Source organism: Paenibacillus sp. VCA1 (genome assembly GCF_031583795.1).
GTDB classification, from domain to species: Bacteria; Bacillota; Bacilli; order Paenibacillales; family Paenibacillaceae; genus Paenibacillus_AQ; species Paenibacillus_AQ albilobatus.
In genome coordinates, this window is the sequence record NZ_JAVLSX010000024.1 from 1 (window position 1) to 24,938 (window position 24,938).

Annotated in this window: 31 protein-coding genes and 1 tRNA gene; 29 read left to right on the plus strand and 3 right to left on the minus strand. The window is 51.5% G+C overall.

All coding sequences use genetic code 11. The annotated features are described in order from the left end of the window. Positions 1–142 precede the first annotated feature (142 nt). The 3 genes from RJP21_RS29700 to RJP21_RS29710 all read right to left on the minus strand — a co-directional run bounded on the left by RJP21_RS29700 (position 143) and on the right by RJP21_RS29710 (position 2,433). A complete protein-coding gene (locus RJP21_RS29700; protein WP_310862406.1) occupies positions 143–1,354 on the minus strand; it encodes a tyrosine-type recombinase/integrase in 1,212 nt (403 codons plus the stop codon). A gap of 74 nt (positions 1,355–1,428) precedes the next feature. Continuing rightward, entirely contained in the window at positions 1,429–1,887 is a 459-nt protein-coding gene (locus RJP21_RS29705) for an ImmA/IrrE family metallo-endopeptidase (protein WP_310862407.1), read from the minus strand. Positions 1,888–1,893: 6 nt separating this feature from the next. Next, positions 1,894–2,433 carry a helix-turn-helix domain-containing protein gene (locus RJP21_RS29710; protein ID WP_310862408.1) on the minus strand — a complete coding sequence of 180 codons (540 nt, stop codon included), beginning with the start codon at positions 2,431–2,433 and terminating at the stop codon, positions 1,894–1,896. Positions 2,434–2,698: 265 nt separating this feature from the next. On the opposite strand from RJP21_RS29710, the gene RJP21_RS29715 reads away from it, so the two are divergent. The 29 genes from RJP21_RS29715 (at position 2,699) to RJP21_RS29855 (ending at position 24,901) form a co-directional block, all read left to right on the plus strand. Continuing rightward, the gene (locus tag RJP21_RS29715) at positions 2,699–2,896 is read left to right on the plus strand and encodes a helix-turn-helix domain-containing protein (RefSeq protein WP_310862409.1); all 198 of its coding nucleotides are present in this window, start codon (positions 2,699–2,701) and stop codon (positions 2,894–2,896) included. After that, positions 2,893–3,693, plus strand: a complete 801-nt coding sequence (locus RJP21_RS29720) for a phage antirepressor KilAC domain-containing protein (protein WP_310862410.1) — start codon at positions 2,893–2,895, stop codon at positions 3,691–3,693. Before RJP21_RS29715 ends, RJP21_RS29720 begins: the two co-directional genes overlap by 4 nt. Beyond that, positions 3,690–3,971 (plus strand): helix-turn-helix domain-containing protein, encoded by a 282-nt coding sequence (locus tag RJP21_RS29725; protein ID WP_310862411.1) that lies wholly within the window; start codon positions 3,690–3,692, stop codon positions 3,969–3,971. Before RJP21_RS29720 ends, RJP21_RS29725 begins: the two co-directional genes overlap by 4 nt. Position 3,972: 1 nt before the next feature. Further along, positions 3,973–4,224 carry a DUF7667 family protein gene (locus RJP21_RS29730; RefSeq protein ID WP_310862412.1) on the plus strand — a complete coding sequence of 84 codons (252 nt, stop codon included), beginning with the start codon at positions 3,973–3,975 and terminating at the stop codon, positions 4,222–4,224. A 24-nt stretch (positions 4,225–4,248) separates the two neighbouring features. After that, positions 4,249–4,449, plus strand: a complete 201-nt coding sequence (locus tag RJP21_RS29735) for a hypothetical protein (protein WP_310862467.1) — start codon at positions 4,249–4,251, stop codon at positions 4,447–4,449. 191 nt (positions 4,450–4,640) lie between these two features. Continuing rightward, positions 4,641–4,781, plus strand: a complete 141-nt coding sequence (locus RJP21_RS29740) for a hypothetical protein (RefSeq protein WP_310862413.1) — start codon at positions 4,641–4,643, stop codon at positions 4,779–4,781. Between the two features lie 84 nt (positions 4,782–4,865). Continuing rightward, positions 4,866–5,150: an AbrB/MazE/SpoVT family DNA-binding domain-containing protein gene (locus tag RJP21_RS29745; RefSeq protein ID WP_310862414.1), complete on the plus strand. Its 285-nt coding sequence runs from the start codon at positions 4,866–4,868 to the stop codon at positions 5,148–5,150. 359 nt (positions 5,151–5,509) lie between these two features. Beyond that, a complete protein-coding gene (locus tag RJP21_RS29750) occupies positions 5,510–5,701 on the plus strand; it encodes a hypothetical protein (RefSeq protein WP_310862415.1) in 192 nt (63 codons plus the stop codon). After that, the gene (locus tag RJP21_RS29755; protein ID WP_310862416.1) at positions 5,698–6,885 is read left to right on the plus strand and encodes a DUF2800 domain-containing protein; all 1,188 of its coding nucleotides are present in this window, start codon (positions 5,698–5,700) and stop codon (positions 6,883–6,885) included. Before RJP21_RS29750 ends, RJP21_RS29755 begins: the two co-directional genes overlap by 4 nt. Before the next feature lie 2 nt (positions 6,886–6,887). Beyond that, positions 6,888–7,787: a DUF2815 family protein gene (locus tag RJP21_RS29760; RefSeq protein ID WP_310862417.1), complete on the plus strand. Its 900-nt coding sequence runs from the start codon at positions 6,888–6,890 to the stop codon at positions 7,785–7,787. Between the two features lie 65 nt (positions 7,788–7,852). Continuing rightward, positions 7,853–8,095, plus strand: a complete 243-nt coding sequence (locus tag RJP21_RS29765; RefSeq protein WP_310862418.1) for a hypothetical protein — start codon at positions 7,853–7,855, stop codon at positions 8,093–8,095. A 15-nt stretch (positions 8,096–8,110) separates the two neighbouring features. After that, the gene (locus RJP21_RS29770; RefSeq protein WP_310862419.1) at positions 8,111–10,066 is read left to right on the plus strand and encodes a DNA polymerase; all 1,956 of its coding nucleotides are present in this window, start codon (positions 8,111–8,113) and stop codon (positions 10,064–10,066) included. A 5-nt stretch (positions 10,067–10,071) separates the two neighbouring features. Beyond that, positions 10,072–11,016: an AAA family ATPase gene (locus RJP21_RS29775; RefSeq protein ID WP_310862420.1), complete on the plus strand. Its 945-nt coding sequence runs from the start codon at positions 10,072–10,074 to the stop codon at positions 11,014–11,016. Between the two features lie 24 nt (positions 11,017–11,040). Further along, positions 11,041–12,033: a DUF3310 domain-containing protein gene (locus RJP21_RS29780; protein WP_310862421.1), complete on the plus strand. Its 993-nt coding sequence runs from the start codon at positions 11,041–11,043 to the stop codon at positions 12,031–12,033. Beyond that, positions 12,023–12,196: a hypothetical protein gene (locus RJP21_RS29785; RefSeq protein ID WP_310862422.1), complete on the plus strand. Its 174-nt coding sequence runs from the start codon at positions 12,023–12,025 to the stop codon at positions 12,194–12,196. The genes RJP21_RS29780 and RJP21_RS29785 overlap by 11 nt, the downstream gene beginning before the upstream one ends. Then, complete coding sequence (locus RJP21_RS29790) at positions 12,177–12,512, plus strand: DUF6877 family protein (RefSeq protein ID WP_310862423.1); 336 nt, start codon at positions 12,177–12,179, stop codon at positions 12,510–12,512. Before RJP21_RS29785 ends, RJP21_RS29790 begins: the two co-directional genes overlap by 20 nt. A gap of 24 nt (positions 12,513–12,536) precedes the next feature. After that, positions 12,537–14,945, plus strand: coding sequence for a virulence-associated E family protein (locus RJP21_RS29795; RefSeq protein ID WP_310862424.1), 2,409 nt, complete (start codon positions 12,537–12,539; stop codon positions 14,943–14,945). Positions 14,946–15,241: 296 nt separating this feature from the next. Beyond that, entirely contained in the window at positions 15,242–15,526 is a 285-nt protein-coding gene (locus RJP21_RS29800) for a VRR-NUC domain-containing protein (protein ID WP_310862425.1), read from the plus strand. Beyond that, entirely contained in the window at positions 15,523–16,911 is a 1,389-nt protein-coding gene (locus RJP21_RS29805; RefSeq protein ID WP_310862426.1) for a DEAD/DEAH box helicase, read from the plus strand. The genes RJP21_RS29800 and RJP21_RS29805 overlap by 4 nt, the downstream gene beginning before the upstream one ends. A gap of 3 nt (positions 16,912–16,914) precedes the next feature. After that, entirely contained in the window at positions 16,915–17,451 is a 537-nt protein-coding gene (locus tag RJP21_RS29810; RefSeq protein ID WP_310862427.1) for a hypothetical protein, read from the plus strand. Between the two features lie 201 nt (positions 17,452–17,652). Further along, a tRNA-Leu gene (locus tag RJP21_RS29815) sits at positions 17,653–17,736 on the plus strand. Between the two features lie 136 nt (positions 17,737–17,872). After that, positions 17,873–18,586 carry a hypothetical protein gene (locus RJP21_RS29820; RefSeq protein WP_310862428.1) on the plus strand — a complete coding sequence of 238 codons (714 nt, stop codon included), beginning with the start codon at positions 17,873–17,875 and terminating at the stop codon, positions 18,584–18,586. Between the two features lie 9 nt (positions 18,587–18,595). Further along, positions 18,596–19,255: a hypothetical protein gene (locus RJP21_RS29825; RefSeq protein WP_310862429.1), complete on the plus strand. Its 660-nt coding sequence runs from the start codon at positions 18,596–18,598 to the stop codon at positions 19,253–19,255. A gap of 110 nt (positions 19,256–19,365) precedes the next feature. After that, positions 19,366–20,082 carry a phage terminase small subunit gene (gene terS, locus RJP21_RS29830; protein WP_310862430.1) on the plus strand — a complete coding sequence of 239 codons (717 nt, stop codon included), beginning with the start codon at positions 19,366–19,368 and terminating at the stop codon, positions 20,080–20,082. An 8-nt stretch (positions 20,083–20,090) separates the two neighbouring features. Further along, entirely contained in the window at positions 20,091–21,362 is a 1,272-nt protein-coding gene (locus RJP21_RS29835; RefSeq protein ID WP_310862468.1) for a PBSX family phage terminase large subunit, read from the plus strand. Positions 21,363–21,377: 15 nt separating this feature from the next. After that, positions 21,378–22,883 (plus strand): phage portal protein, encoded by a 1,506-nt coding sequence (locus RJP21_RS29840; protein WP_310862431.1) that lies wholly within the window; start codon positions 21,378–21,380, stop codon positions 22,881–22,883. Beyond that, the gene (locus RJP21_RS29845) at positions 22,849–23,079 is read left to right on the plus strand and encodes a hypothetical protein (RefSeq protein ID WP_310862432.1); all 231 of its coding nucleotides are present in this window, start codon (positions 22,849–22,851) and stop codon (positions 23,077–23,079) included. Before RJP21_RS29840 ends, RJP21_RS29845 begins: the two co-directional genes overlap by 35 nt. Further along, positions 23,076–24,725 (plus strand): minor capsid protein, encoded by a 1,650-nt coding sequence (locus tag RJP21_RS29850; RefSeq protein WP_310862433.1) that lies wholly within the window; start codon positions 23,076–23,078, stop codon positions 24,723–24,725. The genes RJP21_RS29845 and RJP21_RS29850 overlap by 4 nt, the downstream gene beginning before the upstream one ends. Continuing rightward, entirely contained in the window at positions 24,722–24,901 is a 180-nt protein-coding gene (locus RJP21_RS29855) for a hypothetical protein (RefSeq protein WP_310862434.1), read from the plus strand. The genes RJP21_RS29850 and RJP21_RS29855 overlap by 4 nt, the downstream gene beginning before the upstream one ends. Positions 24,902–24,938 lie beyond the last annotated feature (37 nt).

The window sequence follows — 24,938 nt, forward strand, 5'->3', positions numbered from 1 at the left end:
CCAGCCTTCCAAGCTGGTAGCGTGGGTTCGATTCCCATCACCCGCTTTAGATACAAAAAGCTCTGAAACCCTTGACCCACAAGGGTTTTTTCTTTGTTCAATTTTCGACAAACGGTTGACGACTTTCTCCCGCGGGGGCAAATTAGGGGGCAAATTTGAGCCATTTTGGATTCAGCTCCTCCAGGTGGGCAACGGCAGCCTGGTTGATCGTCTCTGATTTATGTGTGTAGATGTTTGCCGTTGTATCCAGCTTTGTGTGCCGCAACCGCTCCTGGATGGTCTTAAGGTCAGCGCCTGACTCTCGTAGCAGCATGCCGGCGGTATGTCGCAGGCCGTGCAGTTTCACATGCGGCAGGCCGTTCTTTTCAAGGAATCGGCTCCAGGTCAGCGTCGGAGTGGATGGATAATACATAACGCCTTTTCCGGCATGGAATATATATTCCTTATCGCCCCCAAGCCACTTTTTGCAGTTGAGCTTTTCTTTGGCCCACTCTTTTCGGTATGCCTTAAGCTCATCCATATACCACTTAGGCATAGCCACCCAGCCTTCGGACTCCTCAGTCTTTACCTCGCCTTCGATCTTATTTCCTTCCTCGTCCAAAGTGATTTGCTTCTCGATCCAAATTGCGGATCTCTCGTGATCGACGTCAGGCCACTCCACGGCCAATAATTCGCCGCGCCGGAAGCCTCCAAGGATTGCCCCGGTAAAATACAGCCGCCAGCGGGTAGGAAGGGCGTACAGGGCCGTCAGGAGCTTCTCGACCTCTTGCCGGGTATAAACTTTCTTCTTCGAACGGATCTCCTTTTTCTCTTTTTTGCTTTGGCTCGGGCGCTGCACGCCGTCCATGGGATTGCTTTTAATGACACCCCATGCGGCAGCGGCATCAAAAATCGACTTGGTTGCCTTATAAATGTTCAGCTTCGTATTGGTCGCCAGCGGGGCACCTGTCTTTTTGTTTGTAAGCCCCGCAAACCAGGTGACCAGCTGCAGAGTGGTGATTTGATCGATCCGGGAATCGCCAAACTCAGGTATGAGCCTTGAATCGATGATCTCCATTGTGTTGAGGATCGTCTTTCCGCCCATGTTTTGCTTCGCGTATCCTTTTTTCCAGGTCGGGATAAAATCCTTAAAGCTGATTTTCTCGCTTCGGGTCTTGCCGGTTGCTTCGCCGGACTCGACAGCTTCGGCCCACTTCGCCAACTCCAGAGTGAGCCATTGCTCAGTTTTACGCGCCGATTTTGCAATGTCGGCCGGCACTTCTACTCGAGTCGATCGCTTCGGCTTGGACACTTTCGACGGATCCCGAGCAACCAATTTGTACTTGTTGCCTCCCACATGCTCGATCCATGCCATTTTCTGCATCACTCCAAACATATGTTCTGTTTATAGGTATATTTAAACGGCCTTGCGGCCGGAAAGCGCAAAGGTTAAGCGACCACTTCGATTACATGAAGCGGATCGAGAAAAATTATGTAATTATCAATCGATGTAAGAATTCCGTATTTATCACGATAACGATCTATTGAAGCCTGAAGAAAGTCCTCTGTAACCCCCAAATATTCGGCGATCTCAAACCTGCCTCTAACCTTGGCCTTATGGGCTTGTACGATCGATGAAAGGGGTACAAGCCTCTCATAGGCCCATTGCCTCGCGCGGAGCTCTTGCTTCCGGTTTCGTACATCGCGTTGATCAAGGATGTTACCAGATGAAGTGTGGTAGTGGCCGATCTCTTCCGCAAGTATACAATTTCTCTCAGCAGTAGTTGGGATACCTTTATTTATCCAGATGATACCATCAGAGTAAAGCCCCTTGTTCCTCATAGGCATTTCATACACAGAGACATTAAAGTTAAATGCTTCGTGAAGAAGTTTCTCGTATTGGTTCATAGATGCTTACCCCTTACGGTTTTGTTGTCGTTTTAAGCGTACAAATTCCTTAAACCGTTCGATCTCCTCTAATTCTTCCGCTGACCAATCCTCTCCATCATGGTGTGCTGCAATGGTTTCTGGTTCATACGCCTGTTTTATAGAATAACCAGCCGCTTTAAATAAGCTCTCATCATCAACAATAACTTTATAAGGGTTGCTGTCCGCTAGTTTCTTGACCAAATCTAACGATGGTTGTTCGGTAGTTACTCCAAAAGCATAGTCTTCGACCGTTTCAAGATCAATTCCTGTTTCATTAGCGAATTGTTCGCAGGTTCTTCTGTTCATGATGATCCTGAATAACTCCTCAAACCGGGTGAGTTCAAAACCATACAATACGACGTCGACAGATACTTTGAAGTATTCTGCGACTTTTTGAACTTTGTCTATAGATGGGGAGCTCTTGTCCCATTTATAAATAGCGCCCCTTCCAAAATCAAGCTCTCGTTCCAATTGAGATATTGCGATCCCTCTTGCCTTACACAGATTCTGTATATTTTCCAACAAGTCTTAAACACCCTCCTTCGTATTACGTAAAATAATACGTAAATAATGTTGACTTGCTGAAAATATGACGCTATAATCAAGTCAACAGCTAAACTTATGGCAAAAAAGGCAACAAAAAACCAGAGGACAAATGTCCTGTTTTAAAAATCGTTCCCCAACGACGTTTATTTGGTTATGCCTTCTTTACTGATATTAGATTATTTTCAGTCATGTGTCAACAATTTAGCTGTAAATTTTACAATCTTTAGGAGGGAGGTTTTCGAATATGCCGCACTACTCAGAATTTGGAGCTAAGGCGAGAATGATCATGCTCCAGAAAAACATCAAAATGAAAGATGTGGCACAGGAACTCGGTGTGTCAGTCACGTATGTGTCGGAAATTTTCAAAGGGACGCGACCAGGCGAGAAGCAAAAACCGCTAATTGCAAAAATGCTCGGCATGGAAAGCGAGGTAGTCAAATGAGTAAACCTGAAATTTTTAGTCACCCGATGTTTGGAAACTTGCCAGTGGTGGTCCTGGGTGGCACAGAGTGGTTTGGCGCAACTGAGGCAGCAACAGCGCTTTCGTTCTCAAACCCGCATGCTGCCATTCAAAATCACATTGAAGAAGATGACCTAACGGTCCATGAGGTCATCGATTCGATCGGAAGGAAACAGTTGAAAAAATTCAGCTCCGAATCTGGCCTCTATAGTCTCATATTCGGAGCAGCCAAACAAGGCAATAATCCAGAAATTCAAGCAAAAGCCAAAGAATTCAAGCGCTGGGTTACCGGAGAGGTACTTCCAACGATTCGGCAGCATGGAGCATATATGACGCCAGCAAAAATCGAGGAAGTATTGCTTAACCCGGATACGATCATCAATTTGGCACAGCGTCTCAAACTGGCGAACCAGGAAAAGGAAAGATTGTCAGCGCAGATCGAAGCAGACAAACCGAAAGTCCTGTTTGCAGATTCCGTTGCAGCCAGTAAATCGAGTATTCTGATCGGCGATCTAGCCAAAATCCTCAAACAAAATGGAGTTGAAACCGGACAAAAGCGGCTATTTGCTCAGCTGCGAGACGAAGGATACCTTATCAAGCGTAAGGGCGCCGATTATAACATGCCGACACAACGTTCCATGGAACTCGGACTTTTTGAGATCAAAGAAACCAGCATTACACACTCCGACGGGCATGTCACGATCAGTAAAACTCCAAAGGTCACAGGAAAAGGGCAGATTTATTTCATCAATAAGTACAAAGCGAGCGAAGCCTCATGACCACCGCTGATTTCATCGAAGCCCTCAGAGCTGATCTAAAACGGGAGCTTACAGCCGAAATCCTGTCCGAATTGCAGCCCGAGATCAAAAAGGCGTTGCGAGCTAACACCTTCACATTTGAGGAAGCGTGCGTGTACCTCAAAGTTTCTGAATCAACGTTGCGACGCATGGTACGAAATAGGGAAATACCTTATTTCCGGCAACGCAATCAGCTGTATTTCCGGCAAATTGACCTGGATAAGCACATCGAATCAATTTTGGTCCAGAAGGGGGATTGAAATGATCGGTATTCATTCCGTGCACCGCCGGTTGGCCGAGTTGACGGAGAAGGCTGAACGGTTGGGTGGCTATGAGCGGCTTTCCATATTGGAGCAGAAGGACATAGCCCACTGTTTGAAACTTAATGCTCAGGTTGTACGAAGGATCGACGAGCTCAAGCAGTTATCCTTTATCGCTTATCAGGCAAACGACGCAGAATGGCAGCACGAACTATGCAATCAGCTTGATGCATTGGAAGCAAATCTGTCCTGAAAGGAAGTGAACGGATTGAGTAAAGTGCTGGAAACTGTTGTTCCCGACGTAATCGATTATTGCGCCAACGAGGAATGCGGGGCTGAGATTTTTGTGGGGCAGCCGGTAACCAAGATCGGCAATGAGTTGGTTTGCTCTGGAAAATGCCTGATGCAAAAGCTTGGAGCTGTAACAATCATCGCTGGCCGTGAAGCTTCTGACCAATCGGTACTAAAAAGTGTATAAGGGTGAAGGCCTTGTTTAACTGGTTAAAGCGTCTGATCTGCAGATACAGAGGGCATAAATGGGCCTCTTACACTGTGTGCACGGGTTACTGGAGTTATGAAATCGAGCAGGCGGGGTACTGCAAACGTTGCGGTTACGACACTCACGGAGAGTACATTTAAGTCATTTTACGCCTGAGAGGAGGTGAGGGTATGAACCGTAAACAACGGATCCGCGTTTGTGGGAACCTGCTGCAGCTGATCGAGACGGCCGGCACAGCCAAGCTGCGCGAAATCTACCGCCGGCAATATGTAATGCTGGCATCCAGGCTTCAAAAGCAAAATGCAGCTTGAACGGGGTAGGAGCCGTCAAACTGCACACATCAAATTAAGTATACGTTAAGGCCAGTTTAACACTGGCCGGAAGGAGAATGCAATATGAAAACAACTGGAATTGTTCGTCGTCTTGATAATCTCGGCCGTGTAGTCCTTCCTATGGAGCTTCGACGGACCCTTGGAATCAACGAGGGCGATCCAATGGAAGTCTTCGTTGACGGGGATCGAATCGTCCTGAAGAAGTACACACCCGGCTGCTATCTCTGTGGTGATATTGAGGAGGATACGAAGCCGTTTTACGGCAATAACATCTGTCTGAAATGCATCGGAGAGCTCAGTAAGCAAGCGGGCAAGATCAAAGAATCCCTGTCGCCTGCTATCAAATAACCAATTTTTCCAATAGGAGGACTTATTAAAATATGAGCCATCTTGCACCTATCCAAATTACCCTGCAGGCGGCAAACGCCGCTGATGCCCGCCAGCTTGTTCAGGATCTGGCCGGCACATTGTCCGGGATGTCAAATTCCGACGTTCCTGCAAATACCGAAGTTTCCGCTCTGCCAACAGCTGCACCAGCAAATCAGCAGCAGGTTGCTCCAGCACAGCCATATCAGCCGTCGACTCCTGTGTCTCCGCCAGCTCCGGCTCAACCGTCAGTACCCGTTAGCCAACCAGCTCCGACGACGCCGTATGCGCCGCAGGCTCAGCAGGGCGCGCCGATCAATCAACCAGCACCCACGGGGACGGTGCCTACAGCTCAACCAACGTACTCGGTTGACCAACTGGCCGTCGCTGCGACGCCGCTCGTGGACGCTGGCCGCGGGGGCGAGCTGACGCAACTGCTTCAGCAATTCGGTGTTCAGGCGTTGACTCAGCTGCCGCCTGAGCGCTACGGAGAATTTGCAACGGCGCTGCGCGGGCTGGGGGCTAAAATATGACGAACATCGCACATGCGGAGCGTGATCACGCCCTGCTGTCAGCCAGTGGGGCCCGCCGCTGGCTTCACTGCACACCAAGCGCACGGCTGGAGGCTACGCTGCCGGATACGACAAGCGAGTCGGCAAAACGCGGTACGCTGGCTCATGAGATTGGGGAGCTGAAGCTTCAAAAGGCGTTCTCCGGGATCCCTACGCGGAAATACAACGCTGCGCTGAAAAAGTTTAAAGAACACGAACTTTACGAGCCTGTGATCGATCAGCATACCGATATGTATTTGGAGTACGTGCAGAAAATCGTTCACGCGTTCCCTTCGCCGCCTTATGTGGCGATCGAGCGGCGGCTGGATCTGACCGAATACGTTCCGGAAGGGTTCGGGACTGGTGACTGCATCGTGATTGGGAATAGACAGCTGCACATTATCGACTATAAGAACGGCCAAGGCGTCCCCGTGCCGGCGGAGAACAATCCGCAAATGATGCTTTATGCTCTTGGCGCGCTAAGGGCTTATCGCATGCTTTACGATATCGAAACGATCCATATGGCGATCGTGCAGCCGAAGGTATGGGACCAACCATCGGAGTGGTCAATCTCGGTAACGGACCTACTTGCCTGGGGCGAATCCATCAAGCCAATTGCACAAAAGGCCTTTAAGGGCGAGGGCGAGTATGTGGTCGGCAGCCATTGCGGATTCTGCCGGGCACGTAATACCTGCCGGGCTCGTGTGGAACAGCTGATGTCCGTTGAGGACAAAGCGCCGATGAAACCGCCGTTGATCAGCTGGGACGAAGTGGGTGACGTACTGCGCCGGGCCGAGGGAATTGTCAGCTGGTACAACTCGCTCAAGGAGGCCGCGCTCGCCGAGGTTCTGATGGGCGGAAGCGTTCCTGGCTGGAAGGCCGTCGAGGGTCGGGGCTCCCGCCGATACACCGATCTTGACGCAGCGTTCAAACACCTGCTGGATAATGGTATAGACGAGGCGGTTCTCTTCGAGCGGAAACCGCTGACACCGCCAACACTTGAGAAAGTTTTAGGCAAGAAGCAGTACCGCGAACTGCTGGAAGAGCCGGGGCATGTTATCAAACTATCGGGCGCGCCGGCACTGGCCCCTGCTGACGATCCGCGTCCGGCATACAGCGATCAGATCAAGCCGGAAGATGCCTTCAAAGATCCAGTAGGGAGCTAATTATGGGTGAAATTGCAGATTATCAAATCGATCAAATGACTTCGGGCCGCTGGTCTAGCGGCTCTTATAACCAAGGAGGAAAACAAAAAATGGCAAATGAATCGACAAACGTAACAACTGGACAGGTAAGACTGAGCTTTGTTCATCTTTTTCAACCACACGCGAATCAACCAGGTCAAGAGCCAAAATACAGCACGACGATCCTGATCCCTAAAACAGACGTCGCGACCATGCAGCGGATCAATGCCGCCATCGAAGCAGCAGCTCAAAAAGGTGTGGCTGGCGTTTGGAACGGCGCCCGTCCTCCGCAGCTCAAAACGCCGATCTGGGACGGTGACGGCGTCCGCCAAAACGGCGAGCCGTTCGGTCCCGAATGCAGAGGGCACTGGGTCATGACGGCCAGCAGCAAGCAACAGCAGCAGGTTGTAGACGCAAATCTTAACCCGATTATCAACCAAACCGAGGTTTACAGCGGTATGTACGCCCGTGTAAATATCAATTTCTATCCGTTCTCCAACAGTGGAAATCGCGGGGTAGCTGCCGGTCTTGGTCCGGTTCAAAAACTGGCGGATGGCGAACCGCTCGGCGGCCGGGTCAGTGCGGAACAGGCATTCGGCGGTAATGGAGGCGGCGTGGGTTACTCGCCGGCTCCAGCTCCGACTGGCTGGGAGCAGACAGCCCCGCCACAGCAGTACGGCCAGCAACCACCAGCAGCGCCGCCTGCTTATCCGCAACAAGGTTACGGTCAACAGCCGCCAGCGCAGCCAGGGTATGGCCAGGCTCCTCAGCAGCCACAACAGCAGTATGGGCAGCAGGGGTATGGTCAGCAGTCGCCAGCACAACAGCCACAAATCGATCCAATCACAGGAAAGCCTTATAACGGCGGCGTGATGGGCATCTAAGCTTTGACACGAAGGGGATTCGCAAGGGTCCCCTTTTGTTATCCCAATATATGGAGGTTGTAAATGTGCAAACTGTCAAATTATCGGAATTGCTTCCTAGATCCTATATAAATTTCTCCGGGGAAATCATCACCAAGGAGCAAGCTGAGGAGATTATTGCTACTGGACAAAAACCAGTGCTCTATACAGTTTCGGACGAGTGGATTCAAGGGGCTTTGATGAAGACTTCACGAGAATTTAAAGAAACAGGATCGGTTTCTGAGGTCTATTCTGCGCCTGATCCGCATGCTGCGCGCATTTTGTATTAGGAAGGATACGCAAAAATGTATCATCTGAACATTGATATCGAAACGTACAGCAGCGTGGACATCAAAAAGGCAGGTCTTTATAAATACGTGCAAAGCCCGGATTTCGAAATACTTTTGTTTGCGTACTCCTTTGGAGACGAGACGGTAAAGATTATCGATCTTGCCCAGGGAGAGCAGATCCCGCCGCACATCATTGACGCCCTTCGGGATCCAGGTGTACTGAAGCACGCATACAATGCGGCTTTTGAGTGGTACTGCCTTAATAAGTTCTTTCAATCCCCAGTTGAACAATGGCGCTGCACTCAAATACACGGCCTGTACTGCGGATATCCGGCGGGGCTTGCCAAGGTAGGGGAAGCATTAAGGATCCCACAGGACAAAAAGAAAATGGGCGTCGGCGGCGCGCTAATCCGCACATTCTGCGTTCCATGCAAACCGACAAAGGCAAACGGCTACCGTACCCGGACGCTTCCGCACCACGAGCCGGAGAAGTGGAAGCTCTTTAAGCAGTATTGCATCGGTGACGTTGTGGCAGAAAAGGAAATCCTTCGCCGGCTATCGGTCTTCCCGGTACCTGATCAGGAATGGCAGCTATGGCAGCTTGACCAGCGAATCAATGCCCGCGGGATCGCCTGCGACCTGCAGCTCGTCGAGGGTGCGCTGGCCGTGGACGAACAAGTGACGGGAGAGCTGCGGCAGGAAGCCATCACGCTGACCGGGCTGGATAACCCGAAATCCGTTAAACAGCTCACGAAATGGCTGGAAGAAGAGACGGGCGAAGAAGTCGAGAACCTGCAAAAAGGTACGGTAAGCAAGCTGATCGACAAACTTGACGAAGGCAAAGCCCGGCGCGTGCTGGAGATCCGGCAGGAGCTCAGCAAAACAAGCGTCAAGAAATATCAGGCCATGCAGACCGTTGCTTGCGCTGACGGCCGGGTTCGGGGGCTGCTGCAGTTTTACGGGGCAAACCGTACAGGTCGTTGGGCGGGACGCCTGGTGCAGGTCCACAATTTGCCCAAAAACAAAATGGAGACGCTGGAACTTGCCCGGCAGCTCGTCCGGGATCGGAATGTCGGCATGCTCAAATTTGTTTACGGTAACGTGCCAGATACCCTTTCCCAGCTGATCCGGACCGCATTCATAGCCCCGGACGGGAAAAAGCTTCTGGTCGCAGACTTCTCGGCGATCGAGGCCCGGGTGCTTGCCTGGCTGGCCGATGAGCAATGGCGGCTGGAGGTATTCGCAGGACATGGCAAGATTTACGAAGCCTCGGCGTCGCAGATGTTCGGGATCCCGCTGGAGATGATCGACAAGGAGCTCCGGCAAAAGGGCAAAGTTTCGGAGCTCGCCCTGGGATATCAGGGCGGGAAAGGCGCGCTGATTAGCATGGGCGCCTTGGATATGGGGCTTTCAGAGGCCGAGCTTCCGGAGATCGTCCTTCGCTGGCGTAATGCTAATCGACGGATTTGCGATCTGTGGTACAGCCTGGAGGCAGCAGCCATCGAAGTGATGGAGACAGGGCAGTCGGTCGGTGTCCGGGGGATTATCATGGCCAGGGAAAGCCATCACGGTTCCGGATTGGATTTCTTCACAATCACATTGCCCAGTGGTCGGAAACTGTATTATGTGGAACCGACGCTTGCACTGAACGACTTTGGCAAACAGGCGCTTCACTATAAAGGCCCCGATCAGCAAACAGGCAAATGGACGACGATATCAACCTATGGGGGCAAGCTTGTGGAAAATATCGTGCAGGCGATCGCCCGGGACTGCTTGGCTGTCACGCTAATGCGAGTGGAGCAAGCAGGATATGACACCGTTCTGCACGTTCACGACGAAATAGGCGTCGAATCGGATCGGCCGGAGGAATTGGATCGAATCCTGGAGATCATGGCGCAGCCGATCGCTTGGGCGCCGGGGCTCCCGTTGAAGGGAGCCGGCTTTGTCACAGATTTCTATATGAAGGATTGATACTGATGGATGTCGTTATAAATGAGAAAGCTCGGGGGGCGCTGAATCGACTGGCAGCATTACCGGGAATGGCCGATGTCAAAGAGCAGGTAGAGCAGATGATTCAATACCGGCGAGTCGCCGCACTGCGCAAGCAGAACCGACTCAAGGCCCTACCACAATCAAACCACATGGTATTCACCGGGAACCCCGGTACTGGCAAAACAACAGCGGCACGTTTGATCGGAGAGGCGTTTGCCGAGATAGGCCTGCTGACTCGCAGAGGTAGTGCTGTTCCATTCGTAGAGATCAACCAGGGAACCATAGCCGAGGCACATGTAGGCGCTTCGGAAAAAAAAGTAGCCAGCAAATTCAAGGAAGCCAGAGGCGGGGTGCTCTTCATCGATGAAGCCTATGCATTTATCGGAAAGGCCGATCACCGGCACGATGAAAAGGTTATAGCTGCAATGGTGCAACAGATCGAGGACCTGCGCGAGGAGGTTGTCGTGATTGCTGCTGGGTATCCGAAAAATATGGCGGAATTCCTCTCGTTCAATCCTGGGCTTGCTTCAAGATTCCCAACAACCATTCATTTTCCTGATTACAGCGTGCCTGATCTCATTCGGATTGCTCAGCAAATGCTGTTGGATCAGGAATACCAGGCAACGCCAGAATACCTCGACGCTTTGGCAAGCGTCATGTGGATTGAGAAGAGCCAGCCGAATTTCGGCAATGCACGTACCGTTCGCAACCATATCGAACGTTCGATCCGGAAGCAGTCTATCCGTGTTTCCCGAATCCCCCAGCCTTCCCGTAAGGATTTAGCAACTCTGCTGCCTGAAGATTTGGTTCACTCGGTTCATGATGTCCAGTCAGCTGAGAAGCTAGCTTTGCAACGCACTATACAAGAAGCGCAGCACCGGCTGCTAGAGATAGATTTGAAGGAGATTTTGAAGCCTCAAAGAGGATGATCGAGCCAGGAGGTGGCGGACGATATGGCTCCGCGCGTAAGCGAGAAACCCGGTACGCCTATTCCTAAACGGGAAAACGAATTGAAAACAAAAGGATACGGCCAGGTGATCGAGTACCGGTTATCGGATGAAGAACTTGAAAAATATCGGGCTTTACCAGTCCCGGATAAAAAGGAGAAACCGCCGGTAAACGTCCGAATCGGAGGCATGTCCTCGGAGGAGCAGCGCCGGCGGGCGAAAATGAGATATTCGAAGGAGGAGAACGGCATGCCCGTTGTAAAGGACGGCCCATCTTGCGGACTTACAAAGGAGCTTTTGATCGAGCAGGTTGCAAACGGCGAAACACTCTCCAGCATCGAGAAAGCCTGGGGAATTAGATATAACGGTCTTCAATATTGGGTCAAGAAGTGGGGCCTAAAGGGGATCAATCCGGAAAAGGCTAAGGCTTTGCAGGCAGAAATCGATCCACCGGCAAAGTCAGAAGCTTCTGCCCCTGCAGACGATGCGACCCGTGTTCGTGCGGAGCTCGATCAAGCAATGAGCAAGGTTTACGACCTTGAAAGGAAGCTCTCGCTATCCCGCGAGGCGAACAGCGCACTTAAAGACGAGTACGATCGGCTGCAACGGGAGAGAGACGAATACAAGCGAGCGGTAGAGGAACTGGAGGAGCAAGCGGCTGGTCATGATGAGCTTCTGGATTTATTGAACAAAACGAAAAGCAGATTGAATGAGCTGGAAGGCGAATATGCAACGCTCGCAACCCAAATATCTGCGGAGGCTGAGAAGCCGAGCACTATCGACCTTGTTAACCATCCTCCGCATTACAACCGAGGCGGTATTGAGTGTATCGATGCGATCGAGGCGGCGACAACAGGCCTTTCTGGTCCCGAAGCTTACAATACCGGGGCCGCGATCAAATACCTCTGGCGCTGGAAATGGAAGAACGGAAAGGAAGATTTGCAGAAAGCAGCCTGGTACATCAATCGTTTGATGGGTGGCGAAATCAATGAAGGCTAAGGATGATCCGATTTTTCAAGATATTCCATGGGAGTTCATTTTCGATGAACACGGCGAGCTGATCGGCGAGGTCTACTTGGCCTTGCCGGACCCGCCGACTCGTAAACGGAAAGGCAAACACAAGCTTTGGGAGGCGAACGGAAATGAAGTGGGAAGCTTTTGAATGTGATGATTGCAAGCTGAGGTTTGCACTCGAGCAGGATCCAGGGGACGAGATTGAGGAACCATCCTGCCCGGGTTGCGGTAGCTCGTATTGCGGCCCCGTGGAATATTGTGGCCCGGTAGATGTCAGAATGGCTGAGCAGTTAGAAGAGCATTCCCCGTTGCACGAAATTTTCATGATCGCCGGCCAGCTGCCTGCCGAAGTTTTAAAAGACATAAGTCAAAGGATTGGCGATTGGTTGGCAACGGGCGGTAAGGAGACGGACGAATATATCGAACAGCAGCTGAGATTCGCCCAAAAATTTGTTCAATCTTGATATAACACGCAGGAGGCAGGCGTCATGCAATTTGATAGACAACTAACCATATCCGCCGCCGGCAGCCGGCACTCGACAAACTGGCAGCCTCAGTCCATCTACTGGTCCGACTTGGTGGAACGGCTGCGGATCGCAACGCGCGGCACGGAGACGCTGGCCGAATACCTGGCCATGCCGAAGTCCAAACAGGACGATCTGAAGGACGTCGGGGGCTTCGTCGGCGGCTCCCTCGCCGGCGGCCGTCGTAAAGCCGGGGCGGTGACAGGACGGGACGTGCTGACGCTGGACCTGGACAATATCCCCGCAGGCGGTACGGCTGACGTGCTGCGCCGCCTGGACGGCTTGGGCTGCGCGTATGCGGTGTACAGCACCCGGAAGCATGAGGAGGCGAAGCCCCGGCTCCGGGTGCTGGCCCCGCTGGATCGAACGGTGACCGCCGATGAATATGAGCCGCTGGCACGTAAGCTGGCGGCCATCATTGGCATAGGGTTTTGTGACCCGACGACGTTCCAAGCGACGCGGCTCATGTACTGGCCGAGCTGCTGCGCGGACAGTCAGTATGTATTCTTGTACGGTGATAAGCCGTTTCTTTCGGCTGACGGCCTGCTTGCAATGTACACGGATTGGCGGAACATCACGGAGTGGCCGCAGGTGCCTGGAACTAATCAGACGCACGTCCGGCTCGCGGCGAAACAAGGAGATCCGACGGAAAAGCCGGGGATCGTAGGGGCGTTCTGCCGGGTGTACGATGTGCCGGCAGCCATCGAGGCGTTCTTGCCGGGATTGTATATTCCGACGGATGACGGCAGCGGACGCTTAACCTACGCCGGCGGATCCACGACGGGCGGCGCCATTATTTATGATGACGGCGCATTTCTTTATTCGCACCATGCCACGGATCCGTGCGGGGGCCGCCTGGTTAACGCGTTCGACCTGGTACGGCTGCATAAGTTTGGCGACCAGGACGACGAAGCAAAGCCAGGAACGCCGACGAACAAGCTGCCGTCCTACACGGCCATGACGACGTTCGCCATGCAGCAGGAGCCGGTTGCCGGGTTGCTTAAGCAGGAGCGATATGAAAAGGCAGTGGAGAGTTTTGCGGACTCCGGAGTAGTCGCTGCAGGGTCTGCGGCGGACTCGGACAATTTGGACTGGATGCAGCGTCTGGAGATCAACAGCAACGGCATTTACCTAAAAACAGTCGACAATATCCTGATCATCCTGGAGCATGATCCCGCGCTGAAAGGGAAGATTGCTTTCGACGAGTTTGCGAATCGGGGGCTTGTGCTTGGCCCGCTGCCGTGGGACCCGCGGGAGGATCGGCGGCCATGGGGGACATCGGACGACGCTGGGATCTACCACTATATCGAAAAGGTGTACGGGATCGGCGTGGAAACGAAGTTATCTCATGCCTTGACGATCGTATCGCACAAACATCGGTTTAACGACGTGCAGCAGTACCTGGAAGGGCTGCAGTGGGACGGCATTCCTCGACTGGATACTATTTTTACGGATTACCTGGGCGCAGAGGACAACGTGTATACCCGAGCCGTGGCGCGGAAGTCGCTAACGGCTGCCGTTGCCCGGGCAATGCAGCCAGGGGTCAAATACGATTATATGCCGATTTTGGCCGGGCCGCAGGGGCTCGGGAAATCGACCTTCTTGCGGCTGCTGGGAAAGAACTGGTACAGCGACAGCTTAACGACCTTTGAGGGTAAGGACGCCATGGAGCTGATCCAAGGCATCTGGATCAACGAGGTCGGCGAGCTGACGGGGATGTCGAAGTCCGAAAGCAACGCTGTCAAGCAGTTCCTCTCCCGGACAGAGGACATTTTCCGGGAGGCCTACGGAAAGCGCACGATGCCGTATCCGCGGCGCTGCGTATTCTTCGGAACGACCAATGATAGCGAATTTCTGAGGGACCGGACGGGGAACCGGCGCTTTTGGCCGATCGATGTCGGGGTCCAGGCGCCTACGAAAAGTGTCTTTCGGGATCTGGAGGCGGAAGTCGATCAGATTTACGCTGAGGCCTTTTTGCGGTGGCAGTTAGGAGAACCCTTGTATCTTACAGGAGAAGCCGAAGAGCTGGCGAAGAATCAGCAGGAAGCACACAGAGAAACCAGCGTTAAAGAAGGAATCATTCGGGCATTCGTTGAGCGACCTGTTCCGGAGGATTGGCAGAAACGTGATATACCGACGCGGCTGATGTACTGGAGTGGCGAGTTCGGGAAGCCCCATGAAGGGGCGGCGGGGCCCCGGGACCGGATATGCGCCGCAGAGATTTGGTGCGAATGCTTCCGATCGGACATTAAATACATCAAACAAACGGATACCCGGGAAATCAACGGTATTCTGGCGACATTACCTGGCTGGGAAGAGTATAAAGGGTGGTTCGGCCCATACAACTGGCAGCGAGGCTTCAGGAGAAAATGACTTGGACAGCTTGGACAGAATGCCTTGGACAGTTCGCGAAGTGTCCAAAATCTGAATTGGACAGATTTGAAAGTGTCCAACCCACTGTCCAAGCAAGTGTCCAACGGTTAAAACCGCTATATATCTATATTTATTACTATTATTGGACACTTTGGACACTTAACTAATTAAAGATAAAAAACAAAGAAAATAGAGAGAATAGAGGATTATATATAACGCCTAAAACGCCTAATTTATAAAAAGTTCCGCGCACGTAGGCGCGCACGCGTAACACATTGCAAGGAGGTTTGTCAAGCATGAGAGAACGAGATATCGAAGCCTATTTAAGGGAGCGAGTGAAAAAGGCGGGGGGATGGGCCCCGAAATGGACATCGCCGGGGAACAGCGGCGTACCAGACAGGATCGTATTCCGGCCCGATGGTCGGGTAATCTTCGTGGAGCTTAAAGCTCCGGGAGGCAAACCCACCCAGCTGCAACTGGCACAACACAAGCGACTTCGTGAACTCGGCCAAGACGTCCGGGTGATTGATAGTCGTGAGAAGGTAGATGCAATGCTTAAGGAGATGTGGTGGGAGGTATGAACGCGACATTCGAGCGTAAACGCTTCGTACCCCATGATTACCAACGGTATTGCATAAACCGGCTTTTGGCCGACGAGGCGTTAGGGCTGTTTCTCGATATGGGCCTGGGCAAGACTGTCATAACACTGACAGCCATAAACGATTTGAAATATAACCGGTTCGCGATCCGGCGGGCGCTGGTAATCGCCCCGAAAAAGGTTGCAGAGGCAACGTGGAGTAACGAAGCCTCAAAATGGCAGCACCTGCAGCACCTTCGGATCGTGCCGGTGCTGGGGAATCAGCAGAAACGGATCCGGGCACTGAACACGCCGGGGGACGTATGGGTGATCAATCGGGACAATGTGGCGTGGTTGGTGGAGTATTACCGGAACGCTTGGCCATTCGACATGGTTGTGATCGACGAGCTTTCCAGCTTCAAAAATCACCAGGCAAAGCGGTTCAAAGTGCTGACCTGGATCCGGCCGCATATCAAACGGATTATCGGGCTTACAGGAACGCCGGCGCCGAATGGGCTGCTTGACCTTTGGGCGCAGGTTCACCTGTTGGACCAGGGCCAGCGGCTGGAAAAGAACATTACGGGGTACCGGACGAAATATTTCGAGAAGAATTACAACGGATTCGGATATACAGCGAAGCCTGGAGCCGATGAGGTCATTCAGCGGAAGATCGCGGATCTTTGCATCAGCATGAAAGCCGAGGATTATCTGGAGCTGCCGGATGCGATCACAAATATCATTCCTGTTGTTTTGGACGACAAAGCCTTAAAGCAATACAAGCAGATGGAGAAGGAGCTGCTGCTTGAACTGGACGATGACACCGAAATCACGGCAACCAGCGCGGCGGTACTGACGGGCAAGCTGCTGCAGCTTTGTAACGGTGCTCTGTACGACGAAGAACGGAACGTCCATGAGATCCACGACTGCAAGATCGAGGCGTTCATGGAGCTGATCGAGCAGCTGAACGGGAAACCGGCGCTGGTGTTTTATAGCTACCAGCACGACCTTGTCCGGATCCAAAAGGCGCTTGAAAAGTCTGGCCTCCGGGTCAGGGAGCTGAAGACGCCGCAGGATCAGCTTGACTGGAATGCCGGCAAGATCGATATCCTTCTGGCGCACCCGGCCAGCGCCGCCTACGGCCTGAATCTCCAGGACGGCGGCAATCACGTTGTATGGTTCGGGCTTAACTGGAGCCTGGAGCTGTACGAACAGGCGAATGGCCGCCTGCACCGCCAAGGGCAAAAGCAAAAGGTTATCCTGCATCACTTGGTTGTCCAGGGCGGCGCTGATGAGGACGTGATGGCCGCATTGGAATCCAAAGCCACAACACAAAATAAATTGCTGGAGGCCCTGAAAGTACGGGCTGAGAAGATAAAGAACGGGGGATGAAGCATGATCGAAAAGAAAGGGCGCATTATGGACGAACAGGAGATTGCACGGATCGCCGCGGAGACTGCGCTGGAATTTTATAAAAAAGAGCAGGAACGGCAGTATAAACTAAAAAGAGATCGTCGCTTGAGAAACACGAAGTTACTGCTGCGCAATTACCGCAAATTCAAAATCCATTGTGCTGAAAACATTCAGGAGCTTGAAGAGCTGAAGGATCCAGATTCCTTTGAATACCTGGATACCGATGAGCTGGCAATTGAGGCAATAATTAAAAATAAAGAGCGGACTGCTGCCATGGTTCGGTATATTGACCAGATGATTGAAATATACCGGATCCTCTCCGAGAAATCGAAGCCTGAGGACCTGCGACGGTTCAAAGTCATGTATGACTTGTACATCGCAGATGAGGGAAAAACAGTCGAGGAGCTTAGTGAATGTCACAAAATAGAGAAAAGATCGGTGTACCGTGACGTTAACAAAGCCTGCGAAGCCTTATCCAGCCTGCTTTTTGGGGTTGACGGCATGCGGTCTATTAGCTAAATGGCGTGTCACAAAGTGGTCATTTACCGTGTCATTTTAAGAATGATAACATGATAGTGTACCAAAAATGTACAGAGACGGCTGCCGACGGGCCCTCCGCGCTGTCCGGCAGCCGTCTCTCATATGATGCCTCCGATCAATATGTAGTTGACATATATTCGATTGGAGGTGGTGTGGGCGGACATGGGGCCGCCCTTTATCACCGGTGTAGCTCAACGGTAGAGCACGAAGGTGGCCGCAAAAGCAGCCTTCGGGTGGTACCAGGTTCAATTCCTGGCGCCGGTGCATCTTCCTCTTTGAACTGCCGTCTCGGATCGAGGCGGTATTTTTTATTAAAGACTTAATGGTTTTTTCTTAGTCTGTCGATATAATTCATAAAGCGGGCTGTCTGTGATAAAATAATTGTAAAGGGGGGATTTTGGTGAGTGCATTTGATGTTGTATTAAAGACATTAAAGTATGTCATTATGTACATACCGGCTTTGTTTGGGCTGCACACATGGCTGTACAGTAAATCCCCTAAATATTATTTTTTTGTTGTTAGACTTTTTTCTAAGTGGCGTGATACAACGTGGGCAGTTAATGCAGAATTCAGTTTGGATGAACTGGGGGACTCCTATAAAAGGTTAGAGGATGTTCTTAAGTTTAAATATAAAGACAAAAAGTATAGTCGACCCGTGAATATGGTTAACAAAAAAATGTACGATTTCGATGTGTATAAAATGATCGTACAAGATGATTTCCAAGACGGAATGATTTCCCGTAAAGTCATGTTTATGAGCATTTCGCAAATGAATGTAACGCTTAATAATGCAGAGGAAAAACTGAGAGAATTACGTGAATTATTTAATGATATTGAAAGAGCAATAAGACCAAATGTGACGAGTTACAACTTGGATGTCCAATTTTCAAAGGGGAAAAATCCATTTTATGGATTGATGGTCCAGCGACTTGGGAAAAATAACGTGTCACATTTTGAATGTTTCTTTCCGATCAGCGCTATTGTTCCTAGACAGAATGATAGGGTTTCAGGAAACAATCATCAAATACGAGTTTTTAAAGAAAAGCTAACAATTAATGACACTTCTTTCGATATAATAGAGGAGACCGCAAAAAGGGCTTTACTATTCAAATGAGGTGATTAATTGTTCAGTGTTAGTTGTTTTGATATTACTCCAAGAAACCAGGAGCAACTCGGCGAACTCGTTAGAGAAACCCATCATTTTCAAGAAACTCAACGAGTTAACAACTTTGATGAGAATCTGGACACATACATTTTTGCGAATGAAACATCTCCAACCGGCTACCAGAATTACAGAATTGTAACCGATGAAGTAATTGATTACCGGGCAAGAGTAAAAGGAGAATTTATTGATCAGGTTGTAAAACAGGGAATGTATGAAATATACTACAAACCCGAAGTTAGACGTTTAGTGGCGCTATGCAGGAAAGATGATGCCTTCAAAGCAACCGGGATCTTCGAAAACAGGTTTCCGATGCAGTTGGAGAAGCATCGTTTTAATATTTTGGGTATTATTGATGATTCAACAGATGTTCGCGGGGCACGTTTTGACGTTAGAATTGAAACGGTAACTGGAGTATCACTAAAAGGCTCAGGTATCAATAATACTCAATATTATTCGAACATGCTTAACTCCGGTCAGTTAACAGGTGTAATTGTCACTTACGATCATGGGGATAAAACAGTGACATTTAGAGTCTCAGTCGATGGGACATTGCTGTTCTACACAAATCTTAGCGAATATGAATGTCTGGAATTCATTGACATGTTATATGCTATCTAAGCATCCTTCGGGGTGCTTTTTTTGTGTGAAAAAAAACAGCCATTAACGTCCAAAGCGAAATAACCTGTACCAACAAAACCAACACAACGCCGGGGGTGGTGATCGTGTAAATGGCGGAATTGCATAAAACGGCCGAGCAAGATTATATGGCTGGGATGAAATACAAGGAGATTGCCGAGAAGTACGGCGTTTCCCTAAACACCGTGAAGAGCTGGAAACAGCGGCATGGCTGGGATCGAAAAAAGGGTGCACACAAACCGAAAAGGGTGCACACAAACAAAGGCGGCGCGCCGAAGGGCAACAAGAACGCCGTCGGGAACCGCGGTGGACCAGGCGGCCCGCCAGGCAACGATAAGGCGGTTACGCATGGATTTTTCCGCAAATACTTGCCGGCGGAGTCGCTGGAGATCATGGAGCAGCTGCAAACCCGCTCCCCGCTGGACATCGTTTGGGACAACATCATGATCCAGTACACGGCCATTATTCGAGCGCAGCAAATTATGTACGTCCGGGATCGGGAGGACAAGACGATCGAGAAGGTCGAGGAAAAGGACGGCAACGTCATCGGAGAGCGCTGGGAAGTGCAGCAAGCTTGGGATAAACAAGCGACATTCCTGCAGGCTCAGAGCCGGGCCATGACAACGCTGCAGGGCTTGATCAAGCAGTATGACGAGCTGCTAAAAACAGAGCTCGCGACAGAAGAGCAGCAGCTGCGGATCGCCAAGATCAAAGGCGAGGTTGCTCTGCTGGATCAGAAGGTCGAGAAGGCTAAGGACGACGACAAGCCGATTGAGATCCGTATTGTCCGGAAGGGTGAGCGGTCATGACGGCGGCCATGGTTGAGAAGGAAGTGAATCCTCATTTCGAGGATTTTTTGTTTGACTGGAAACACAAATTTTACTTCCTCGTCGGCGGATATGGCAGCAGCAAAAGCTATCACGTCGGCCTGAAGCTCATTCTCAAGCTGCTGGAGGAAAAGCGGACGGCGCTGGTTGTCCGGGAAGTGTACGACACGCTTCGGGATTCCACATATGCGCTTCTGTCCGAGATCATTGTCGATCTTGGGCTGGAAGGAAAGGTCAAAACGATCATTTCCCCGATGCAGATCAGATTCCCGAATGGGTCGAAGATCATTTTCAAGGGCATGGATAAGCCGGAGAAACTAAAATCCATTCATAACGTGTCAATCGTCTGGATTGAGGAATGCAGCGAGGTCAAATACGAGGGCTTTAAGGAGCTACTTGGCCGGCTTCGGCACCCGACACTCCCGCTTCACATGATCCTGAGCACCAACCCGGTCAGTACGGCCAATTGGTGCTACAAGCACTTTTTCAAGGACCCGAAAGCCAAAGTAATCGTCCTGGACGACGAGGAGCTCTACCGGGACCGGATCAAGGTGGTCAATGGCACGTATTATCATCATTCCGTGGCCGACGATAACCTGTTTCTGCCTGAGAGCTACATCGAGCAGCTTGAGGAAATGGAAAAATATGATCCGGATCTGCACCGTATTGCCCGCCGGGGCCGCTTCGGCGTGAATGGCGTGCGTGTGCTGCCTCAATTCGAGGTGCAGCCGCATGATCAGGTCATGGACGCTATACGGCGAATCCGCTCGCCGATCCGGCGTACCGGAATGGACTTCGGCTTTGAGAAATCGTACAACGCCCTCGTTCGGCTGACCGTGGATCATGACGAGAAGATCCTGTATATCCATTGGGAGTATTACAAGAATCAAATGACGGATGACCGAACGGCCGAGGATCTGGCCGAGTTCAAAGGCACCGGCGAGGTCATCCGGGCGGACTCTGCGGAGCCGAAAACGATCAAGTATTTCCGCCAGATGGGCTTTGCGATGAGGCCGGCAAAGAAGTTTCAGGGCTCCAGGCTTCAATACACGAAAAAGATAAAGCGATTCAAGAAAATCATTTGCTCGGACGCCTGTCCGAACGTGATCTATGAGCTCAAGGATTTAACTTACGCGGTGGACAAGAACGGAGACATTATAGAGGATGAATTCTCGATTGATCCGCACACGTTCAGCGCTATTTGGTATGCCTTGGACGATTATGAGGTCTCGGACCTCAAAGGGAACTTCAGTTTCGAATAAGGAAGGAGGTAAGGCATGGTGTTTTCGTTACTTGGCCCGACGCCCAGCGAGCAAGAGGAGATCGAAAAGATCATTATCCGGGGAGCCCAAAGTGCCGCAACGCTGGAGCAGATCATACAACTCGAAATAGGCGCGTGGCAAAATTCCCCGAAACGCAAATGGATGAAAATCGGCGAGAAGTATTACCAGGTCAAAAACGCCATCCTGGACAGAAACCGGACAGTGGTCGGGGAAGATGGCCGCCGGGTAAAGTCGGAAAATCTGGCCGATAACCGGCTGGCCAACGCGTTTGTCCGGAAACTGGTCGATCAAAAGGTTGGGTATTTGCTGGGGAAACCGTTGAGCATCCAGACGGAAAAGCAGGCGTATCACGACCTGCTTTCTGATTTTTTTGACAAGGCCATGATGCGGCGCCTCAAGTCAATTGGCAAAGAAGCGGTTAACAAAGGGATCGCCTGGCTGCATGTTTATTACGATCAGGATGGAAATTTGAGCTTCAAAAAGATGCGTTCGGAGGAAATCATTCCGTTATGGGCCGACGAAGCGCACACGGTTCTGGATGCGATTATCCGGGATTATGAGGTTGTCGTATATGAGGGCCTGAATCAGAAAACTGTTCGAAAAATAGAGTGGTGGGATACGACCGGGGTAAGACGGTACGTATTTGACGGATCCCAGCTGATTAAGGACGTAGAGGCTGGAGAGGAAGATTCGCACTTTAAGCTTGAAGCCGATGAACAGGAGCAGCCGATGAACTGGGAGCGAGTGCCGTTCATTTGCTGGAAATACAACGAGGAAGAGCAGCCGCTCGTCGAGATCATCAAGTCGCTGGTCGACGATTATGACCGCAACAAATCGGATAACTCCAACAATCTGGAGGACCTGCCCGACAGCTTGTATGTCGTTAAGGGCTACGGGGGCTCTCCTGCTGGCGAGATCCGTAAAAACATGTCCAGATATCGGATCATCAAGATTGACGATCCTGACGGCAATTCCGGCGTTGAGACGATCAATCTTCAGATCAACACAGAGGCCTACAAGACACATATGGAGCAAGCCCGGAAGGACATCTATGAATTTGGCCGCGGCGTCGACACGCAGGCTGCCAATTTCGGATCCGCGCCAAGCGGCATCGCCCTCCGGTTCCTGTACTCGGACTTGGATCTGGATGCTAGCCTCATGGAAACAGAGTTCCAGGCTTCGCTCGAACAGCTTCGGTGGTTCATCGACACGCATTTGTACAACACGACCAACGTTGATTACAGCAACGAGGATGTCGAGTTTGTCTTCAATCGCGACATGCCGATTGACGAGGAAAGCATCATCAAGGGGATAAAGGACAGCGTGGGAATTTTGTCTGACGAGACGCTTGTCGCTCAGCACCCCTATGTGCGAGATGTACAGGCCGAGTTGGATCGCAAAGCAAAAGAAAAAGAAGAGGCCGCGGCCCAGTTTGCCGTTTATGGCGGCTTAGGAGGTGGCCCGGATGCTGGAGCCAAAGACGATCAGGCTAATGAATGAGCTGATACAAGACATGACGCAATCCTTTATTGATTACTTGAACATTAGTCGACCAGTCAATTCAGAGGATTTGCGGGCTTTGGCGGAGCTAGCCAGGGAGCTGAATGTCCCATCGGATCCGCCGGGAGATCCTGCGCCGGTAGTGGGATTCGTAGTTCCCGATCAGGCGGAGGATCCGGACGGTGATGAGGAGTGAAACCGGAAGAATACTGGGCGCGGCGGATGGAGACGCTCAACGAGGCTGAACTGAAGAAAGGCGAGGACTACATTCGGGTGCAGAATGCCGAATACGACAAAGCCATGGCACGGATCAAGAAGGAGACGGAAGCCTGGTATGCTCGCCTGGCTCAGAACAACGAAGTAACCATGGCCGAAGCCCGCAAGCTGCTGAAAGCTAACGAGCTTAAGGAGTTTCGCTGGACGGTCGAGGATTACATCAAAGCCGGCCAAGAAAATGCCATCGATCAGCGCTGGATGAAGGAGCTTGAAAACGCCAGTGCCAAGGTACACATCACCCGGCTGGAGGAGTTGCAGCTTAAAATCCAGCAGGAGGTAGAGCTGCTGACGGCCAGGCGTGCCAAGCAAACCCCGGAAGTGCTCGGCAACATCTACAAAAGCGGCTACTACAAAGGCATGTACGAAGTACAGCGCGGTGCCGGTGTTGGCATTCCATTTGCCAAGCTGGACGGTAAGCAGATCGATGCAGTGTTGGCAAAACCCTGGGCGCCTGACGGCCGCAATTTCAGCGCGCGTATCTGGGGAGACAGGGATAAGCTGCTCGCCGAGCTGCAGAGCGTGCTGACACAGGACCTGATCCGCGGCGAGCCCTCCGACAAGGTGATCGCTGATTTTGCGGACCGTATGGGCGTCAGCAAGCGCGCAGCTGAACGGCTCATATTGACCGAGGCTGCCTTTTTTGCTGGTCAATCCCGGCTTGACGGCTACAAATCGCAGGGTATCAAGGCATACAAGTTTGTGGCCACCCTGGATAAACGGACGTCGACCCAGTGCCGGGATATGGACGGCGAGGTTATCCCGCTGAGCGAGGCCAAGCCAGGAGTAAATTACCCGCCGCTGCATGCGTATTGTCGCTCGACAACCATTCCCGTTTTCGAGGATGACGTTGAGCCCGAGCCAGGAGAGCGCGCAGCCCGGGGAAAAGACGGGAAGACATACAACGTCCCTGGGAATATCACGTACAAGGAATGGGCCGAGGAGCACGCCAAGGATGCTGAGAAGCCTCCGAAAGTCGAAGAGCCGCCAGAAGTGACGCCGACGCCAGTGAAGACGGTCCCCGATAAGATGGCTGAGATTAAAATACCCGGTCCGGAGCCAAAAGATGTACCGGTACCACCGAAACCCACGGCGAGCGAGCAGCCGAAGCTCCCGAAAGACGAAGAGGCAGCCGTTATGCGGTACATCGGCGGCGAATCTTATACGTTGAACGACAAGCTGCGCCGCGGGCAACCACTCAATAGCGATGAAATGCAATGGGTGGAGAAGTTGGATAAGGCGCTGAGTAAGCTTCCGAAATTTAGCGGCAATGTAACTCGTTCATTGTTCTTTGCAACATCGGCCGGTACAGATGAATTCATGGCTGACATTAAGCCTGATTCCGTGGTACAATTTCCGCAGTACATCTCTACGACCGCGGGGGCCCTATACAATCCAGAAGCTCAGGTGCAGATTTACATCCTTGACGCTGCCTTTGGGGCTGACGCCCGCGAATTGAATCCGGGCGAACTGGAAGTGTTGTATGGCCGGGATTTCCCGTTTAAAGTCCTTGAAGTGGAGCTGATTAACGGGGTATACCATATCCTGTTGCAGGAGCTGATTAAATGAGCGAAGGTAAAAAACCATTTTCGGATCCCCGGTGGAATGATACGTCCAAACCGAAGATCATCGGCCATATCGAAAGGACCGAAGAAGAGCGCGAAGCCGACAAGAAACGTTTCCGTGATCACCTAAGAAAAATTGGTGTTCTGAAGGATGAACAGGATGAACAGGAAGAAGAATAATGAAGCACTCACGCATTAGGCGAGGGTGCTTTTTTCA